The sequence below is a fragment of the Chryseobacterium piscicola genome, from assembly GCF_900156685.1.
In the GTDB taxonomy this organism is placed as follows: domain Bacteria; phylum Bacteroidota; class Bacteroidia; order Flavobacteriales; family Weeksellaceae; genus Chryseobacterium; species Chryseobacterium piscicola.
Genome location: NZ_FTOJ01000004.1, coordinates 13,652 through 29,952 on the forward strand (window position 1 = coordinate 13,652; position 16,301 = coordinate 29,952).

At 36.8% G+C, this 16,301-nt stretch carries 11 protein-coding genes; all 11 read left to right on the forward strand.

Annotated features, from left to right (window positions below; all coding sequences use genetic code 11):
• Positions 1-5 precede the first annotated feature (5 nt).
• The 11 genes from BW939_RS07550 to BW939_RS07600 all read left to right on the forward strand — a co-directional run bounded on the left by BW939_RS07550 (position 6) and on the right by BW939_RS07600 (position 16,296).
• Positions 6-2,315, forward strand: a complete 2,310-nt coding sequence (locus BW939_RS07550; protein WP_076451432.1) for an L-type lectin-domain containing protein — start codon at positions 6-8, stop codon at positions 2,313-2,315.
• Positions 2,316-2,396: 81 nt separating this feature from the next.
• Positions 2,397-2,966: a hypothetical protein gene (locus BW939_RS07555; protein ID WP_076451433.1), complete on the forward strand. Its 570-nt coding sequence runs from the start codon at positions 2,397-2,399 to the stop codon at positions 2,964-2,966.
• A gap of 396 nt (positions 2,967-3,362) precedes the next feature.
• Positions 3,363-7,181, forward strand: a complete 3,819-nt coding sequence (rpoB, locus tag BW939_RS07560; protein ID WP_076451434.1) for a DNA-directed RNA polymerase subunit beta — start codon at positions 3,363-3,365, stop codon at positions 7,179-7,181.
• Positions 7,182-7,294: 113 nt separating this feature from the next.
• A complete protein-coding gene (gene rpoC / locus BW939_RS07565; RefSeq protein ID WP_076451435.1) occupies positions 7,295-11,560 on the forward strand; it encodes a DNA-directed RNA polymerase subunit beta' in 4,266 nt (1,421 codons plus the stop codon).
• A 118-nt stretch (positions 11,561-11,678) separates the two neighbouring features.
• Complete coding sequence (locus tag BW939_RS07570) at positions 11,679-11,984, forward strand: DUF3467 domain-containing protein (protein WP_056084768.1); 306 nt, start codon at positions 11,679-11,681, stop codon at positions 11,982-11,984.
• Positions 11,985-12,505: 521 nt separating this feature from the next.
• Complete coding sequence (locus tag BW939_RS07575) at positions 12,506-13,156, forward strand: Crp/Fnr family transcriptional regulator (RefSeq protein ID WP_076451436.1); 651 nt, start codon at positions 12,506-12,508, stop codon at positions 13,154-13,156.
• A 122-nt stretch (positions 13,157-13,278) separates the two neighbouring features.
• Positions 13,279-14,121 (forward strand): DUF5777 family beta-barrel protein, encoded by an 843-nt coding sequence (locus BW939_RS07580; RefSeq protein ID WP_076451437.1) that lies wholly within the window; start codon positions 13,279-13,281, stop codon positions 14,119-14,121.
• A gap of 1 nt (position 14,122) precedes the next feature.
• Positions 14,123-14,464, forward strand: coding sequence for a hypothetical protein (locus tag BW939_RS07585; protein WP_076451438.1), 342 nt, complete (start codon positions 14,123-14,125; stop codon positions 14,462-14,464).
• 13 nt (positions 14,465-14,477) lie between these two features.
• Positions 14,478-15,023 (forward strand): YceI family protein, encoded by a 546-nt coding sequence (locus BW939_RS07590; protein WP_076451665.1) that lies wholly within the window; start codon positions 14,478-14,480, stop codon positions 15,021-15,023.
• Complete coding sequence (locus BW939_RS07595; RefSeq protein WP_076451439.1) at positions 15,020-15,547, forward strand: ankyrin repeat domain-containing protein; 528 nt, start codon at positions 15,020-15,022, stop codon at positions 15,545-15,547. The genes BW939_RS07590 and BW939_RS07595 overlap by 4 nt, the downstream gene beginning before the upstream one ends.
• A 5-nt stretch (positions 15,548-15,552) precedes the next feature.
• Positions 15,553-16,296, forward strand: a complete 744-nt coding sequence (locus BW939_RS07600; RefSeq protein WP_076451440.1) for a T9SS type A sorting domain-containing protein — start codon at positions 15,553-15,555, stop codon at positions 16,294-16,296.
• Positions 16,297-16,301 lie beyond the last annotated feature (5 nt).

The following is a 16,301-nucleotide window of genomic DNA, read 5'->3' on the forward strand; positions in this document are numbered from 1 at the left end:
AATTAATGAAAAATAAAAAAATAACAAAAACTTACTCATTTATCCTGAAGCTTACATTTTTGGCTTGCTTCATATTAGGATTAAGTCAATATCAAGCGCAATGTAGTGTTGATTATTTTGGTTTTTTTGGTGATACACCAACCAATACTCCTAATGCCACAGCTCAAAATGGAATAACTGGCGTTACTGCATCTGCAATGACGGGAGGACCAGGAATTACGTTAAATAATGTTACAGAAAGCGGAAGTACAGGTAGTTCTTCTGTTTTTCAGATGCAAAATTTAGGTTCGGCTAATTTTGCTGCAGCTGTAACCAATAATGATTATATGTTTACCACAATTACGGTGCCTGCTAATTATAATAGCGTAAGATTACAAGCTGCTCGTATGAAAAATATCGGTGGATTGGCTTCAGGTCGTGGTAATGCGCAATGGGCTATACAGGTTTTTGATGTAACAGCCAGTGCTTCAACCACAATCTTTCAAGGTGTAACTATTAATAATGCGGCAACTGTAACAGGCACTGCTACGACGAATTTTGATATGTTACCTGGAAGAACATATCAAATTCGTTATTTTATTTACAATCTAAATACACCAGCTACTACTACAAGGAGTTATGATAATCCTGTTTTAACTTTTAATGCATTACCTGTTTTATCTAGTACAACAGCCACTTTTTGTCCAGGGACAAGCTTTAACTTAAATTCTTTAGTTACAAATACTAATGTATCTACTGCTAATACTACTTTACAATGGTATACCAATGCTGCTTTAACAACATTGGTTGGTAATCCTAGTGCTGTAGGAGCAGGAACTTATTATGCTTCTTATAGAGATAACACAAACAATTGTAATAACCCAGCTACAGGTCCTGTAACAATAACTGAGTCCACCGCAGGGTGTCCCGATGCTGATGGTGATGGAGTTATTGATACTTTAGACCTAGATGATGATAACGATGGAATTTTGGACTGTGTTGAACAAGGGTTAGATAAACCAATAAATCAAATATTTGAATTAAATGGAAACGCTTCACAAATCAGCGCCTCAGAAGTTCAACTTACCTCTGCTGTAAATAACCAAGGTGGGCAAATGTGGTCTTATGGTAAAGTTGATTTCACGAAAAATTTCCGTATTTCTTTTGATGCATTCTTAGGGAATAATGATGTTGGAGCAGATGGTATAGCTATAGTATTTCATAACGATCCAGCTGGCATTAATGCTACAGGTGCAAATGGTGATGGAATCGGTGCTAGAGGTATACAAAACGGTATTGTTTTAGAATTAGATACATATACAAATGCTTTTGACCCAGGTTCTCCTTCTGGTCCAGATCATGGTCAAATCTGGCGTTCTTCTGATCAATCTGCAATAACTACTGCGATAAGTTTGCCAGATTTAGAAAATGGAATTTGGCAACCAGTGCTTGTTAATTGGGATGCTTCTTCACAAACATTATCGTACTCTGTAAATGGCACAGCTGCTGGTACTTATACTGGAAACGTTGTAACTAACTTTTTTGGTGGAGCAAATAAAGTCTATTTTGGATTTACCGCTTCTACGGGTGGTTTAAATAACGACCAAAGAGTTAGATTCTCATCTTTATGTGCGCTACCAATAGAAATAGATACAGACAATGATGGAATACCTAATCATTTAGACACCGATAGTGATGGTGATACTTGCCCGGATGCTGTAGAAGGTTCAGAAAATGTTTCGATAGAGCAGGTTTGGTCTTTGAATTTGCCAATTGCAGACGCGAACTATGCTAATAGAGGAAAGATAAAAGTTATTTATGATGGGATAACAACCAATACACAACCTAATATTGTAAGCCAATCTGCATCTGCTTTAGGGGTGCCACAATTGGTAAACAATGCAGGGAATAACTTACATTCTGTTACTAACCCTTCAAATTTAGCTGGTTTTGCAGATAACACAGATGTACCGGGACCTACTACAGCAGACATTGGCCAAGGAGCTGGTTCTTCTACCAATGCAGCAGTAAATGCTTGTATTTGTTACAATGATCCCAATACCACCACGGCAGGCGCAGATACCAAACACGGAATCACGTTATTGAGAAGAGCGGGTGCAGCACCTCAACCCAATAACTGGCCTATGGTAAGAAAATCTGCTTTCACAGCATTAGAATCCAATACGAAAGGTTTTGTGATTACCAGAATGACTACCGCAGAGATCAATGCACTTACCGGTCAAAGTGGGATGATGGTTTACGATACCGATTTGAAATGTTTAAAATTATTTAACGGGACTGCATGGAGCTGTTTCAATACACCAACCTGTCCTTAATCTAAACGCAAAACCGGTCGGCTGATATACACATCTTTATATAAACCGATCCGGAGTTTTATAATTTAAAATTTAAATAAAATGAAAAAAGTAATATTCACCCTATTGATAGCAAGTTTTTCTTTTGCAAATGCGCAGGTCATTCTAGGTGATGCAGTGGGTACTGCAGCTAATAAAACATCGGTTCTTCTGGATTTTGCTGCAAATCAAAACAAGGGTATTATAGTTCCCTATGTTAGAACCTTACCTACGGGAAATGCGTTGGTAGGAGGTTCCATTATTTTAGATGCCACTACCGCAACAGCAGCAAGAATGAAGTATTATAACGAAACTGTTTGGGTAGACTTGAGTGGTCAAAATGCTAATGTAACCACAGCGTTGGCCAATCAACCAACAGGAATAACAGAAGCTGCGGAAGCCAGAGCAATCATTGGCACGGTACCAGACCCTATCCCAGGTACATTTCCTGAAGGGGCACTGGTTTTAAACAGTACCACCAAAGCGATGGTATTACCAACTGTTGCAGATGTACAAGATATTCTAAGTCCTTCACCGGGCATGATGGTTTATGTGGCAGGTGTATCGCCTACTTTCTATAAGCGTCTGGCTGTATTTAACGGAAGCAAATGGAGCTTCTGGAAACCGGAATAAAGTTTTATACCTAATTGTAAACCATCCCGAAATTTATTTTTGGGATGGTTTTTTTTGTTTAATAGAAATTTTATCGTAATTTTGCAGTCCTGTTTGAAGTCAATTATTATATTATCTATTGAAAATCAATGTTTTACTCTTTTATTTGGTTAAAAGGGTTTTGTTGTTTTTCTACCATAAATAAATGATTTTCTTCTCGCAGAAAAAATATTTTGCATTACGCTGTGAAAAGATATACCAGTGTTGCAGTTAGAAAGATTTAGAAATCAATATATTAGTTATAGGTTCTTCGTGCGTATTAAAGCACTTTTGCCCTTATCTCACTCTATTTGTTTTCTTTGCTCTCTGATATTTTTTTAAACAAAATATTTTTTAACCCCCTTTCTTAAAAGTTTTATGAGTAAAACAACAGCTACAACTCAGGAGAAGAGAATTAATTTCTCTACAGCGAAAGGAAAAATCGTAACGCCAGATTTTTTGGACATCCAAATCGAGTCGTTTTCAGAATTTTTTCAGCTAGATACACTTCCTGAAGACAGAACAGACGAAGGTTTGTATAAGACTTTCCAGGAGAATTTTCCTATTACAGACTCTAGAAATCAATTCGTTTTAGAATTTATTGATTATCTAGTAGACTCACCACGTTATTCAATTAACGAATGTGTGGAAAGAGGATTGACGTATTCAGTTCCTCTAAAAGCAAGACTTAAATTATACTGTACGGATCCGGAACATGAGGATTTCCAGACTGTTGTACAAGATGTGTATTTAGGTCCGGTTCCTTATATGACTCCGAGTGGTTCTTTCATCATTAATGGTGCAGAAAGAGTTATCGTTACGCAGCTTCACCGTTCACCTGGTGTATTCTTCGGACAGACATACCACGCTAACGGAACAAAATTATATTATTCAAGAATTATCCCTTTCAAAGGATCTTGGATGGAATTTACTACCGATATCAACAGCGTAATGTACGCGTATATCGATCGTAAGAAAAAATTACCTTTAACTACACTATTAAGAGCAATCGGTTTCGAATCTGATAAAGACATTCTTCAAATCTTTGACCTTGCAGAAGAAGTGAAAGTTTCTAAAGCAGCTCTTAAAAAAGTAGAAGGTAGAACTTTAGCAGCGAGAGTTTTGAACACTTGGTTCGAAGATTTCGTAGACGAAGACACAGGAGAGGTGGTTTCTATCGAAAGAAACGAAATCATCTTAGACAGAGAAACGATTCTTGAAAAAGAACATTTAGATCTTATTTTGGAAGCTGGTGTGAAATCTATTTTGATTCACAAAGAAAATGCAAACGAATTTTCTATCATCCAAAATACATTACAAAAAGATCCTACCAACTCAGAAAAAGAAGCGGTAGAATATATTTATCGTCAGCTAAGAAATGCAGATCCACCAGATGAGGAAACTGCAAGAGGAATTATAGAAAAATTATTCTTCTCTGAGCAAAGATATTCTCTTGGTGAAGTAGGACGTTACAGACTAAACAAAAAATTAGGTCTTAATATCCCTACTACTACTGAGGTTCTTACAAAAGAAGATATCATCGCGATTGTAAGACACTTAATTGAATTGGTAAACTCTAAAGCTGAGGTTGATGATATTGACCACTTATCAAACAGAAGAATTAAAACTGTAGGTGAGCAATTGGCAGGACAGTTCGGTGTAGGTCTTTCTAGAATTGCAAGAACAATCAAAGAGAGAATGAACGTTAGAGATAACGAGATATTTACTCCACTTGATCTTGTTAATGCTAAAACTTTAACATCAGTAATCAACTCATTCTTTGGTACCAACCAGCTTTCTCAGTTTATGGACCAAACCAACCCTCTATCAGAAATCACGCACAAGCGTAGACTTTCTGCCCTAGGACCTGGTGGTTTATCAAGAGAAAGAGCAGGTTTCGAGGTTCGTGACGTTCACCATACTCACTATGGCCGTATCTGTCCAATCGAAACTCCTGAGGGACCAAACATTGGTTTGATTTCTTCTTTAGGTATTTATGCTAAAATCAACAGATTAGGTTTCATAGAAACACCTTACAGAAAAGTAGATAGCGGAAAAGTGGCACTTAATGACGCTCCTATTTACTTAAATGCTGAAGACGAAGAAGACAAAGTAATCGCTCAGGCAAACGTTGAGCTAGATGATAACGGAGCATTCTTAACAGACAGAATTATTGCGCGTCTAGACGGCGATTATCCTGTAGTAGAGCCTTCTCAAGTTAATTTGATCGACGTTGCACCAAACCAGATTTCTGGTATTTCAGCTTCATTAATTCCTTTCTTGGAACATGATGATGCCAACCGTGCATTGATGGGATCAAACATGATGCGTCAAGCAGTTCCTTTATTGAAGCCACAAGCTCCAATCGTGGGTACAGGTCTTGAGCAGCAGGTTGCAAGAGATTCTAGAATTTTGATCAATGCTGAAGGTACAGGTACTGTAGAGTATGTAGATGCTGATAAAATTATAATTAAATATGACAGAAGTGAAGACGAAGATTTAGTACAATTCGAGTCTGCTACTAAAACATATAAACTAACTAAATTTAGAAAAACCAACCAAAGTACTACTATTACATTAAGACCAAACGTAAGAGTAGGTGAGGTAGTACAAAAAGGTCAGGTTCTTTGCGACGGTTATGCAACCGAAGACGGAGAATTGGCTTTAGGTAGAAATTTAGTCGTAGCCTTCATGCCTTGGAAAGGATATAACTTTGAGGATGCTATCGTAATCAACGAAAAAGTGGTACGTGAAGACTGGTTTACTTCTATTCACGTAGATGAGTATTCTCTTGAAGTTCGTGATACCAAATTGGGTATGGAAGAACTGACAGCAGATATTCCAAACGTATCTGAAGAAGCTACAAAAGATCTTGATGAGAACGGGATGATCAGAATCGGTGCTGAAGTGAAGCCTGGTGATATCATGATTGGTAAGATTACTCCTAAAGGTGAATCTGATCCTACTCCTGAAGAAAAACTTCTTAGAGCGATTTTTGGTGATAAAGCAGGTGATGTGAAAGATGCTTCATTGAAAGCAGATTCTTCATTAAGAGGTGTTGTTATCAACAAAAAATTATTCTCAAGAAACATCAAAGACAAAAAGAAAAGAACTGAAGAAAAACTAAAGCTGGAAGAGATTGAAAATACTTATAAAGCTAAGTTTGAAGAGTTAAGAAATACTTTAATTGAAAAATTAAACACATTGGTGAGTGGTAAAACTTCTCAGGGAGTTACCAACGATCTTGATGAAGAAATTATCGGTAAAGGTGTGAAATTCACTCACAAATTATTAACTTCAGTTGAAGATTATGTAAATGTAAGTGGTTCAGATTGGACGGTTGATAACGATAAGAATGAATTGATCAAACAATTGATTCACAACTACAAAATCAAATTCAATGATATCCAAGGGGTTAAAAACCGTGAGAAATTTGCAATTTCTATCGGAGATGAGCTTCCTGCAGGGATCATGAAGTTGGCTAAAGTATATATCGCTAAAAAACGTAAACTAAACGTTGGTGATAAGATGGCAGGTCGTCACGGTAACAAAGGTATCGTTTCGAGAATCGTACGTCAGGAAGATATGCCATTCTTGGAAGACGGAACTCCGGTTGATATCGTTTTGAATCCACTTGGGGTACCTTCTCGTATGAACATCGGACAGATTTATGAGACAGTTCTAGGATGGGCTGGTCAAAAATTAGGTTTAAAGTTTGCTACGCCAATTTTTGATGGAGCTACTCTTGATCAGATTACAGAGTATACTGAGAAAGCTGGAGTTCCTAAATTCGGACATACTCACCTTTACGATGGTGGTACCGGAGAAAGATTTACACAAGCTGCAACGGTAGGTATTATCTATATGTTGAAACTTGGGCACATGGTAGATGACAAAATGCACGCACGTTCTATCGGACCTTATTCATTGATTACTCAGCAGCCGTTAGGAGGTAAAGCTCAGTTTGGTGGTCAGAGATTCGGAGAGATGGAGGTTTGGGCTCTTGAAGCATTTGGAGCATCCAATATCTTGAGAGAAATCTTGACTGTGAAGTCGGATGACGTGATTGGTAGAGCAAAAACTTATGAAGCGATTGCGAAAGGAGAAGCAATGCCTGAACCAGGTATTCCGGAATCTTTCAACGTATTACTTCACGAGTTACAAGGTCTTGGATTAGACGTAAGATTGGAGGAGTAAATTAAAAGATTTAATTATTAAAAAATTAAAACATTAATTAACTCTGAGATGATAAGAGCGAAAGTGATTTTTAAATCTTTCAATCTTTTAATCTTTTAATCAAAAATTAAATTATGTCAAATAAAAATAAATCAAGTAGATTTAATAAAATAACCATCGGTTTAGCTTCACCTGAGTCAATTTTACAAGACTCAAGAGGAGAAGTTCTTAAGCCGGAAACTATTAACTACAGAACGCATAAACCAGAAAGAGACGGTTTGTTCTGTGAAAAAATCTTCGGTCCTATCAAAGATTACGAATGTGCTTGTGGTAAATACAAGAGAATTCGTTACAAAGGGATCGTTTGTGACCGTTGTGGTGTAGAGGTTACGGAGAAAAAAGTACGTAGAGAAAGAATCGGACACATTGGTTTGGTTGTTCCTATTGCGCATATTTGGTATTTCCGTTCTTTACCAAACAAAATCGGTTACCTTTTGGGTATTCCTTCCAAGAAATTAGATATGATCATCTATTACGAGAGATATGTTGTTATTCAGCAAGGTATCGCTAAGAAAGCAGATGGTTCAGATTTTGACGAGAAAGAATTCCTTACAGAAGAAGAATATCTGGATGTTTTGGAAACTCTTCCTCCAGATAATCAATATCTTGATGATGCAGATCCAAATAAATTCCTCGCCAAAATGGGTGCGGAAGCTGTTGAAGAATTGCTAAAAAGAATTGATCTTGATGCATTGTCTTTCGACTTAAGACACAAAGCTCACAACGAAGGTTCTAAACAAAGAAGAACTGAAGCTCTAAAAAGATTGAACGTTGTAGAAGCATTGAGAGGTGCTAATACAAGAATGATCAACAGACCAGAGTGGATGATTATGCGTGTGCTTCCTGTAATACCACCAGAATTAAGACCATTAGTTCCGTTGGATGGAGGACGTTTCGCAACTTCAGATTTAAATGACCTTTACAGAAGAGTAATCATCAGAAACAACCGTTTGAAGAGATTATTGGAGATCAAAGCTCCAGAAGTAATCTTAAGAAACGAGAAGCGTATGCTTCAGGAATCTGTAGATTCATTATTCGATAATACAAGAAAATCTTCTGCAGTAAAATCTGAATCAAACAGACCATTGAAATCACTTTCAGATTCATTGAAAGGGAAGCAAGGTCGTTTCCGTCAAAACTTACTTGGGAAAAGGGTAGATTACTCTGCGCGTTCGGTAATTGTTGTAGGTCCAAACTTACAGCTTCACGAATGTGGTATTCCTAAAGACATGGCAGCTGAATTGTACAAACCATTTATCATCAGAAAACTGATCGAAAGAGGTATTGTAAAAACAGTAAAATCTGCAAAAAGAATTATAGATAGAAAAGAACCGGTAGTATATGATATCTTAGAAGGTGTAATGAAAGGTCACCCTGTTTTACTAAACAGAGCACCTACTTTGCACAGACTGGGTATTCAGGCTTTCCAACCTAAGATGATCGAAGGTAAGGCAATCCAATTACACCCATTAGTAACAACAGCATTCAACGCCGATTTTGATGGTGACCAGATGGCGGTACATTTACCGTTGGGCCCAGAGGCAATTTTGGAAGCTCAGTTATTGATGTTGGGTTCTCAAAATATCTTGAACCCTGCAAACGGTTCTCCAATTACGGTACCATCTCAAGACATGGTTCTTGGTCTATATTTTATGACCAAAGAATTAAGCTCTACAGATGATATGAAAGTTTTGGGAGAAGGTCTTGCATTCTATTCTCCAGAAGAAGCGGAAATCGCTTATGCGGAAGGTAGAGTTTCATTGAACGCTAAAGTAAGATGTAGACTTCCTATCAAGGAAAACGGTGAAATCACTACGAAATTAACTGAAACTTCTGTTGGTAGAATCTTATTTAACCAAATCGTTCCTAAGCAGTCAGGATATATTAATGAGCTTCTTACTAAGAAATCATTAAGAAATGTAATTGGTAAAGTACTTGCCGATACAGATTTCCCTACCACTGTGAAGTTCTTGGATGCAATGAAAGACTTAGGTTATTCAAATGCATTTAAAGGAGGTCTTTCGTTCTCATTAGGTGACATCGTAGTTCCTGTTGAGAAAAAGAAAATGATTGCTACATCTATTGAAACTGTAGACGAAATTAGAGCCAACTATAACATGGGTCTTATTACAGATACAGAAAGATACAATCAGGTAATCGACGTTTGGACGAATACCAACGCCGGATTAACTGAAATGATCATGAGCAGAATGAAAGTTGACCAAGGTGGATTCAATTCTGTATACATGATGCTTGATTCTGGTGCGAGGGGTTCTAAGGAACAGATCCGTCAGTTATCTGGGATGAGAGGTTTGATGGCAAAACCGCAGAAAGCTGGTTCTACTGGTGCGGAAATTATCGAAAACCCGATTCTTGCAAACTTTAAGGAAGGTCTTTCCATCTTAGAATACTTTATCTCTACTCACGGTGCTCGTAAGGGTCTTGCGGATACCGCATTGAAAACTGCCGATGCAGGTTACTTAACGAGAAGATTGGTAGACGTTGCACAAGATGTTATCGTTACAGAAGTAGACTGTGGTACATTAAGAGGTACTGAAGTTACAGCACTGAAGAAAAATGACGAGATTGTTGAAAAAATCTCTGAAAGAATCTTAGGTAGAGTTTCTCTACACAACATCTATGATCCTGAAACCGATGAGTTAATCATTAATGCAGACGAAGTAATCAACGAAGCATTAGCTAAGAAAATCGAAGAGGTTGGATTAGAAGCTGTTGAAGTACGTTCACCATTAACTTGTGAAGCTAAAAAAGGTATCTGTGCTAAATGTTACGGTAGAAACCTTGCTACAGGGAAAACCATCCACATGGGTGAAGCCGTAGGTGTAATTGCTGCACAATCCATCGGGGAACCAGGAACTCAGCTTACGTTGAGAACCTTCCACCAAGGGGGTGTATCTACAAACGTATCAGAAAACCCTTCTATCGTTGCAAGAAGAGATGGTATCGTAGAATTGGATGAGGTAAGAACAATTACTTCTGAAGACGAAGACGGTAAAACTGCAGAAGTTGTAGTATCTCGTACAACAGAATTTAGATTGGTGGCTGATAACGAAGCGAGAACGCCGTTGATGATTGCCAACGTACCTTACGGTGCTATATTGGCTGTGAAACCAGGTGATAAAGTAAGCAAAGGTGATCTAATCTGTAAGTGGGATCCGTATAACGCGGTAATCATTGCTGAAACTGCTGGTAAAGTAGAATACGAAGATATTATCCAAGGTATTTCATTCCAGTTGGAGATTGACGAACAGACAGGATTTGAAGAGAAAGTAATCTCTGAATCTAGAAATAAGAAAGCTGTACCTACATTGAAGGTGGTAGATTCTAAAGGTGTTGAGCAAAAAGGCTACAACTTACCAGTAGGAGCCCACTTAATGGTAAATGATGGTGAGAAAATTAAGGCAGGTAAAGTTTTAATCAAGATCCCAAGAAAAGCTGCAAAGACAGGGGATATCACCGGAGGTCTTCCAAGAGTTACAGAATTATTTGAAGCAAGAAACCCTTCAAACCCAGCGGTTGTTACAGAAATTGATGGGGTAGTTTCTTACGGAAAAATAAAGAGAGGTAACCGTGAATTGATCGTTGAAGCTAAAACTGGAGAAAGAAAAATTTACTTAGTTAAATTATCAAACCAGATATTAGTACAAGAGAATGACTTCGTGAGAGCTGGTTCGCCACTTTCTGACGGTTCAGTTACTCCAGACGACATCCTGAAAATCAAAGGACCAACTGCGGTGCAAGAATATTTAGTAAACGAAATTCAAGAAGTTTACCGTCTACAAGGGGTAAAAATCGACGACAAACACTTCGAAATCATCGTAAGACAGATGATGACTAAAGTATCTATCGTTGATGGAGGTGATACTCAGTTCCTTGAAGCTGCTTTGGAGCACAAATACGATTTCCTAGAGGAAAACAACAGAGTATTTGGTCTTAAAGTAGTAACAGAAGCTGGAGATTCTAAAACCTTCAAACCGGGACAAATGATTACTGCAAGAGAATTGAGAGACGAAAACTCTAAACTGAAGCGTGAAGATCAAGCTTTGGTTGAAGTAAGAGAAGCGCTTCCTGCTACAGCAACGCCTGTATTACAAGGGATTACAAGAGCAGCTCTACAGACCAAGTCGTTCATGTCTGCAGCATCATTCCAGGAAACAACTAAGGTTCTTAACGAAGCAGCAGTTGCTGGTAAAGTAGACAGCTTAAACGGTCTTAAAGAAAATGTAATTGTAGGACACAGAATTCCTGCAGGTACAGGTCTTAAAGAATACCAAAATGTAATCGTAGGTTCTAGAAAAGAATTCGAAGATCTTAACTAATAAAGACACTAGATAATAGACCGATAGATAAAAGATTTTAATTTAATAATAATTTCTCTTGTCTATTAGTCTATCATCTATTATCTTGCAATCTATAATTTAAAATTTTTAAAAACAAATGGACAATAATCAAAATCCACAAGACGGAAACATCAACATCCAACTGAACGAAATGGTAGCTTCAGGAGTTTACTGTAACCTTGCTTTAGTAAACCATTCTCCATCTGAGTTTGTAGTAGACTTCATCCAAATGATGCCAGGTGTACAGCAAGCAAACGTAAGATCAAGAGTAATTCTTGCTCCTCTTCACGCGAAGAGAGTATTGGCTGCACTTCAGCAAAACATCACCAACTACGAGCAGCAGTTTGGAGAGATCAAAGAAGTTGAGCCTTTCGTATTAGGAGGAAACAACGTACAAGCGTAATATTTTTCAATAAATAGAAGAATGCCCCAGCGAAAGTTGGGGCATTTTTTTTTCAATATTTACTGAATTTTTAGTGGGGCGCCTTCATCCGTCCTCCACTCCCGCTTTTTTGCTCGTCGTTCCTCCTCACAAAAAGAGCTCCGTTCAGGCCGGGGCGCAATATTCTGCTTTTTTTCAAACTAATCATCAGCTACAAATGTTTTACCTTTTAAAACTAGAATCCCAATAAAGAATTGTGCATTCGCAACCCCAAAAATCCTCAACCACAAATCACAAAAATTCGCATTCTTAAATTCGAAATTTTTAATAAGTTTACGCCTTTTTGTGTCTTAAAAACAGCCAGAATAAATTGCTCTTGCTGTTATAAAAATTAGCGCATCTGAGGCACTTTCCAAATCCCAATTTAGTTTCCAAAAAAATGTATTAGTACAATTTTTTTAAAAATCCGTATTTCTTTAAAAATAAATTCCCAAAAAAATCATTCAATTTTATACCTTTGATTCCGCATTTGTTTAAAGTATATGTCAGATAATCCGTTTATCGTTGAAAAGTTTGAATTTTTAGGCCCTGAATTTTTAAAAGAAATCAGTAAACATGCTGTTGTTAATCATATAAAAGCTAAAACTGAAATCATAAGAGAAGGCCAAAAAAACAAATACATTCCCTTCGTACTCAAAGGCTCAATCAAAGTTTTTACATTAAATGATGATAGAGAGCTGATCTATTATTGCATGAGAGAATATGACAGCTGTATGATGACATTTTCATCTATTTTTTCGGATTATATAAGTCGTATTTATTCAGTTGCAGAAGAAGATTCAGAGCTTTTATTAATTCCCGTTTCTGTAATGCATGATTGGTTGATTCAGTTTCCAGCAATCAATAAACTTTTTTTTCAAGAGTATGACAAACGATTTTCTGAAGTCATGAATATGGTCAACGAAGCTGTATTCCATAAGCTCGACAAAAGAATTCTAAGCTACATCAAACAGCAAATCTCTCTCACAGGTAATCATCCTATTAAACTTACCCATCGTGAAATTGCCACCAACCTTGGTACATCAAGAGAGGTAGTAAGCAGAGTCATGAAAAAAATAGAAAACGAAGGCGAAATCTCCCAAAGCAGAGAAGGCATCAGAATTCCTAAAGACACCAATGTAAGTCCTGTTTAATGAATTTGTTTTCAAAGTTTTATAAAACCGATTGATAAAAACAATATCTTCCGTGACTTTTGTCACACACTTTTAAAACTTTTAGTTGATAAGTTTGTTATATTAATTCTAATTAAATTGATATGACAAAAACTCTCCTATTTTTGTCGATTTTTTCTTCGGTTCTTGCCTTTTCACAAGAAGATCTGCTTAAAGATATCGACACCATTTCAACTAGCAACACAAGCTCCCCGCCAGCATTTAAAGCACTTCAAATCGTTACCGGACAATCTACCAAACTCACTGCAAAAAATGAATGGTACTTCGTAGTAGCACACCGTTTTGGAGATGTGAGTGAAGGTTTCAAAAACTTTTTCGGATTAGACGGTGCTTCTACAAAGCTCGGTGCAATCTATGGCTTAACCGACGGAATTTCTTTAAGCCTTTCCAGAGAAACCAATATGAAAACCTTTGAATTTGGAGCAAAATATAAGCTCCTGAAACAAAACGATAATGTTCCGGTAGATATTGTAGGCTACAATGTGATGGCAATTAATACAGATTTGGATAAAGAAGCTTATCCGCATCTGAAGTTTGGCGACAGACTTTCTTACCTCACACAAGCTTTGATTTCAAGAAGGTTTAACGACAGCTTTTCGCTGCAATTATCGCCCTCTTATGTTCACAAAAATCTCTACGAACCTACTATTGAAAGCAACAATCAATTCTTAACCGGATTGGGAGGACGGTACAAAATTTCCAAAAGAATATCCGTCAACGCAGAATATTTTGTGAATTTTGATAAAAACAGTTTTTACAAAAATCCGTTGTCTTTGGTAATGGATATTGAAACTGGTGGCCACGTTTTTCAGCTTTTGTTCAGCAACTCTCAGTTGAATTCTGATATTGGATACTTAACAAACGCTACCGGGAAGTGGGAAAAAGGACAGGTTTTCTTTGGATTTAATCTTTACAGAGTATTTTAAAATGAAAAAGATAATTTACATTGTATGTCTTGTTATTTTCATTACTTCTTGCGAAAGCAGAACTTATGAAGAAATTTCAGACAATACACCAATTACCAATGGGGTAAAGTACGAATCAGATTTAAAACCAATTATAGAAAGCAGTTGTATCAATTGTCATTCTGCATCAGGTTTTAAACCTTTGAATAATTACAACCAAGTAAAAGCAAACATCGACATTATCATTAACCGTATTCAAAAACCAAACGGAGATCCTTTAAGAATGCCTCTCGGCGGATCTTTATCATCAAATCAAATCAATCTTTTTGTAAAATGGAAAACTGATGGTCTTGTTGAAAAATAAAAAAGATTTTAAAATGAAAAATGGACTATTCATATTAACTTCATTATTGCTTAGCAATTTTATTTCAGCTCAAAAATTCAGCTCAAAAACAGGAAAAGTAACAATCGAAGCATCAATTCCTATGTTTGAAGATGTTTTTGCTCAAGACGATAATAATGTAGTGATCCTTAATGCTGATACAGGAGAAATGGCTTCTGTTTCAGTAGTAAAAAACTTTAAATTTAAAGTTAAATTGATGGAAGAGCATTTCAATGAAAGCTATGCCGAAACTGCAAAGTATCCGAAGGCAACTTTTAAAGGAAAAGTGATGGGTTTTGATAAAACAAAACTGACTACAAATCCTCAAAAAGTAACCGTTCAAGGCATATTAAATTTTCATGGTGTAGACAGAAACGTTTCTTCTAAAGCAACGATTTCTGCCAAAGACGGAAAAATGTATATGAAAGGAAATTTTATTGCAAAATCTGCGGATTTCAAAGTGACTATTCCAAAAATGGTCATGAAAAAAGTAGCTGAAAATGTAAATGTAGAGTATAATTATACATTAGTAAAACAATGAAAAAGCTAATTTTATTCACAGTTTTTTTTCTGAGTTTATCATTTGTATCCGCTCAGGAAAAAGCAAAATCAGTATACGATGTTGCAAGAAGCGGCACGGTTCAGGAATTGAAAGATTTAATGAAAAATAATCCGGATATTATCAATCAAACCAATGAAAACGGTTTTTCTCCTTTAATCTTAGCTTGTTACAGAGGAAACACTGAGGTCGCAGATTTTTTAATAGACCATGTGAAAAATCTCGACTACAAGAGCCAAGAAGGAACAGCTTTGGCAGGACTTTCTATACGTTATAACAAAAATTTGGTAGAGCATTTATTAAAAAAAAATGCAAACCCAAATATTGCAGATGCCACTGGAACTACACCCTTATTTTGGGCAGTAAAATCTGGAAACACAGAATTAGTTGAGCTTTTACTTCAGTACAAAGCCGACAAATTAATGAAAGACTCAATGGGAATGACGCCTTTTGAATATGCCTTAAAAGCAGACAACAAAGAAATTATTAAACTACTAAAAAATTAAAATAGATGAAAAAACTTCTACTCATTACAAGTTTAGCTTTTGCAAGCCTTGCACAAGCTCAATTCTCATCTGGAACAGTGAATTTAACTGCAGCGGCAATGACCGTAAAATTAGATACTAGCCCTACAACTGTTACCATCACGTTAATTGGCGATAGCAATTCTATGATGGGAATTGGCTTTGGAAATTCTGGTATGGCAAATGGTGCAGATGGTTTTATTTATAATTCATCGGCTAATAGAGATTATAATTTTGTAGGATTTTCTACACCATCAACGGATGCCGTACAAGATTGGACTGAAACCTCAAATACAGTTTCAGGAAGCACAAGAACCGTGGTAGCAACGAGATCCCTTACAGGAGGAACCGGAGATTTCGCCATAGCAAATACTGCCGGAACTATCAATATTTTCTACGCTAGAACTGCCGGAGGAACGGGGCTTTCTTATCACAGCGGGTCACGTGGCTATGAGTCTTTAACGATGGCGGGCGTATTGGCAACTTCTGATTTAGCTCTGGAAAGCAAAAAAACTTTGTTGTATCCTAATCCTGCAAAGGAAACAGTGAGTTTCAAAAATGCAGATCAGATAAAATCAATAGAAATTTACGAATCTACCGGGAGAAAAGTAAAATCCGCTACATTAGAAGGAGAAAGTTTGGATGTTTCAGATTTAAATGCAGGAAACTACTACTTCGAAATCACTTTAAAAGACGGAAGTTTGATGTTTGAGAAATTAATTAAACAATAGAGAAA

Bases quoted from the DNA above. Each gene is read 5' to 3' on its own strand.
- BW939_RS07550 (WP_076451432.1), top strand. From the start codon at position 6: ATGAAAAATAAAAAAATAACAAAAACTTACTCATTTATCCTGAAGCTT.
- BW939_RS07555 (WP_076451433.1), top strand. From the start codon at position 2,397: ATGAAAAAAGTAATATTCACCCTATTGATAGCAAGTTTTTCTTTTGCA.
- rpoB (WP_076451434.1), top strand. From the start codon at position 3,363: ATGAGTAAAACAACAGCTACAACTCAGGAGAAGAGAATTAATTTCTCT.
- rpoC (WP_076451435.1), top strand. From the start codon at position 7,295: ATGTCAAATAAAAATAAATCAAGTAGATTTAATAAAATAACCATCGGT.
- BW939_RS07570 (WP_056084768.1), top strand. From the start codon at position 11,679: ATGGACAATAATCAAAATCCACAAGACGGAAACATCAACATCCAACTG.
- BW939_RS07575 (WP_076451436.1), top strand. From the start codon at position 12,506: ATGTCAGATAATCCGTTTATCGTTGAAAAGTTTGAATTTTTAGGCCCT.
- BW939_RS07580 (WP_076451437.1), top strand. From the start codon at position 13,279: ATGACAAAAACTCTCCTATTTTTGTCGATTTTTTCTTCGGTTCTTGCC.
- BW939_RS07585 (WP_076451438.1), top strand. From the start codon at position 14,123: ATGAAAAAGATAATTTACATTGTATGTCTTGTTATTTTCATTACTTCT.
- BW939_RS07590 (WP_076451665.1), top strand. From the start codon at position 14,478: ATGAAAAATGGACTATTCATATTAACTTCATTATTGCTTAGCAATTTT.
- BW939_RS07595 (WP_076451439.1), top strand. From the start codon at position 15,020: ATGAAAAAGCTAATTTTATTCACAGTTTTTTTTCTGAGTTTATCATTT.
- BW939_RS07600 (WP_076451440.1), top strand. From the start codon at position 15,553: ATGAAAAAACTTCTACTCATTACAAGTTTAGCTTTTGCAAGCCTTGCA.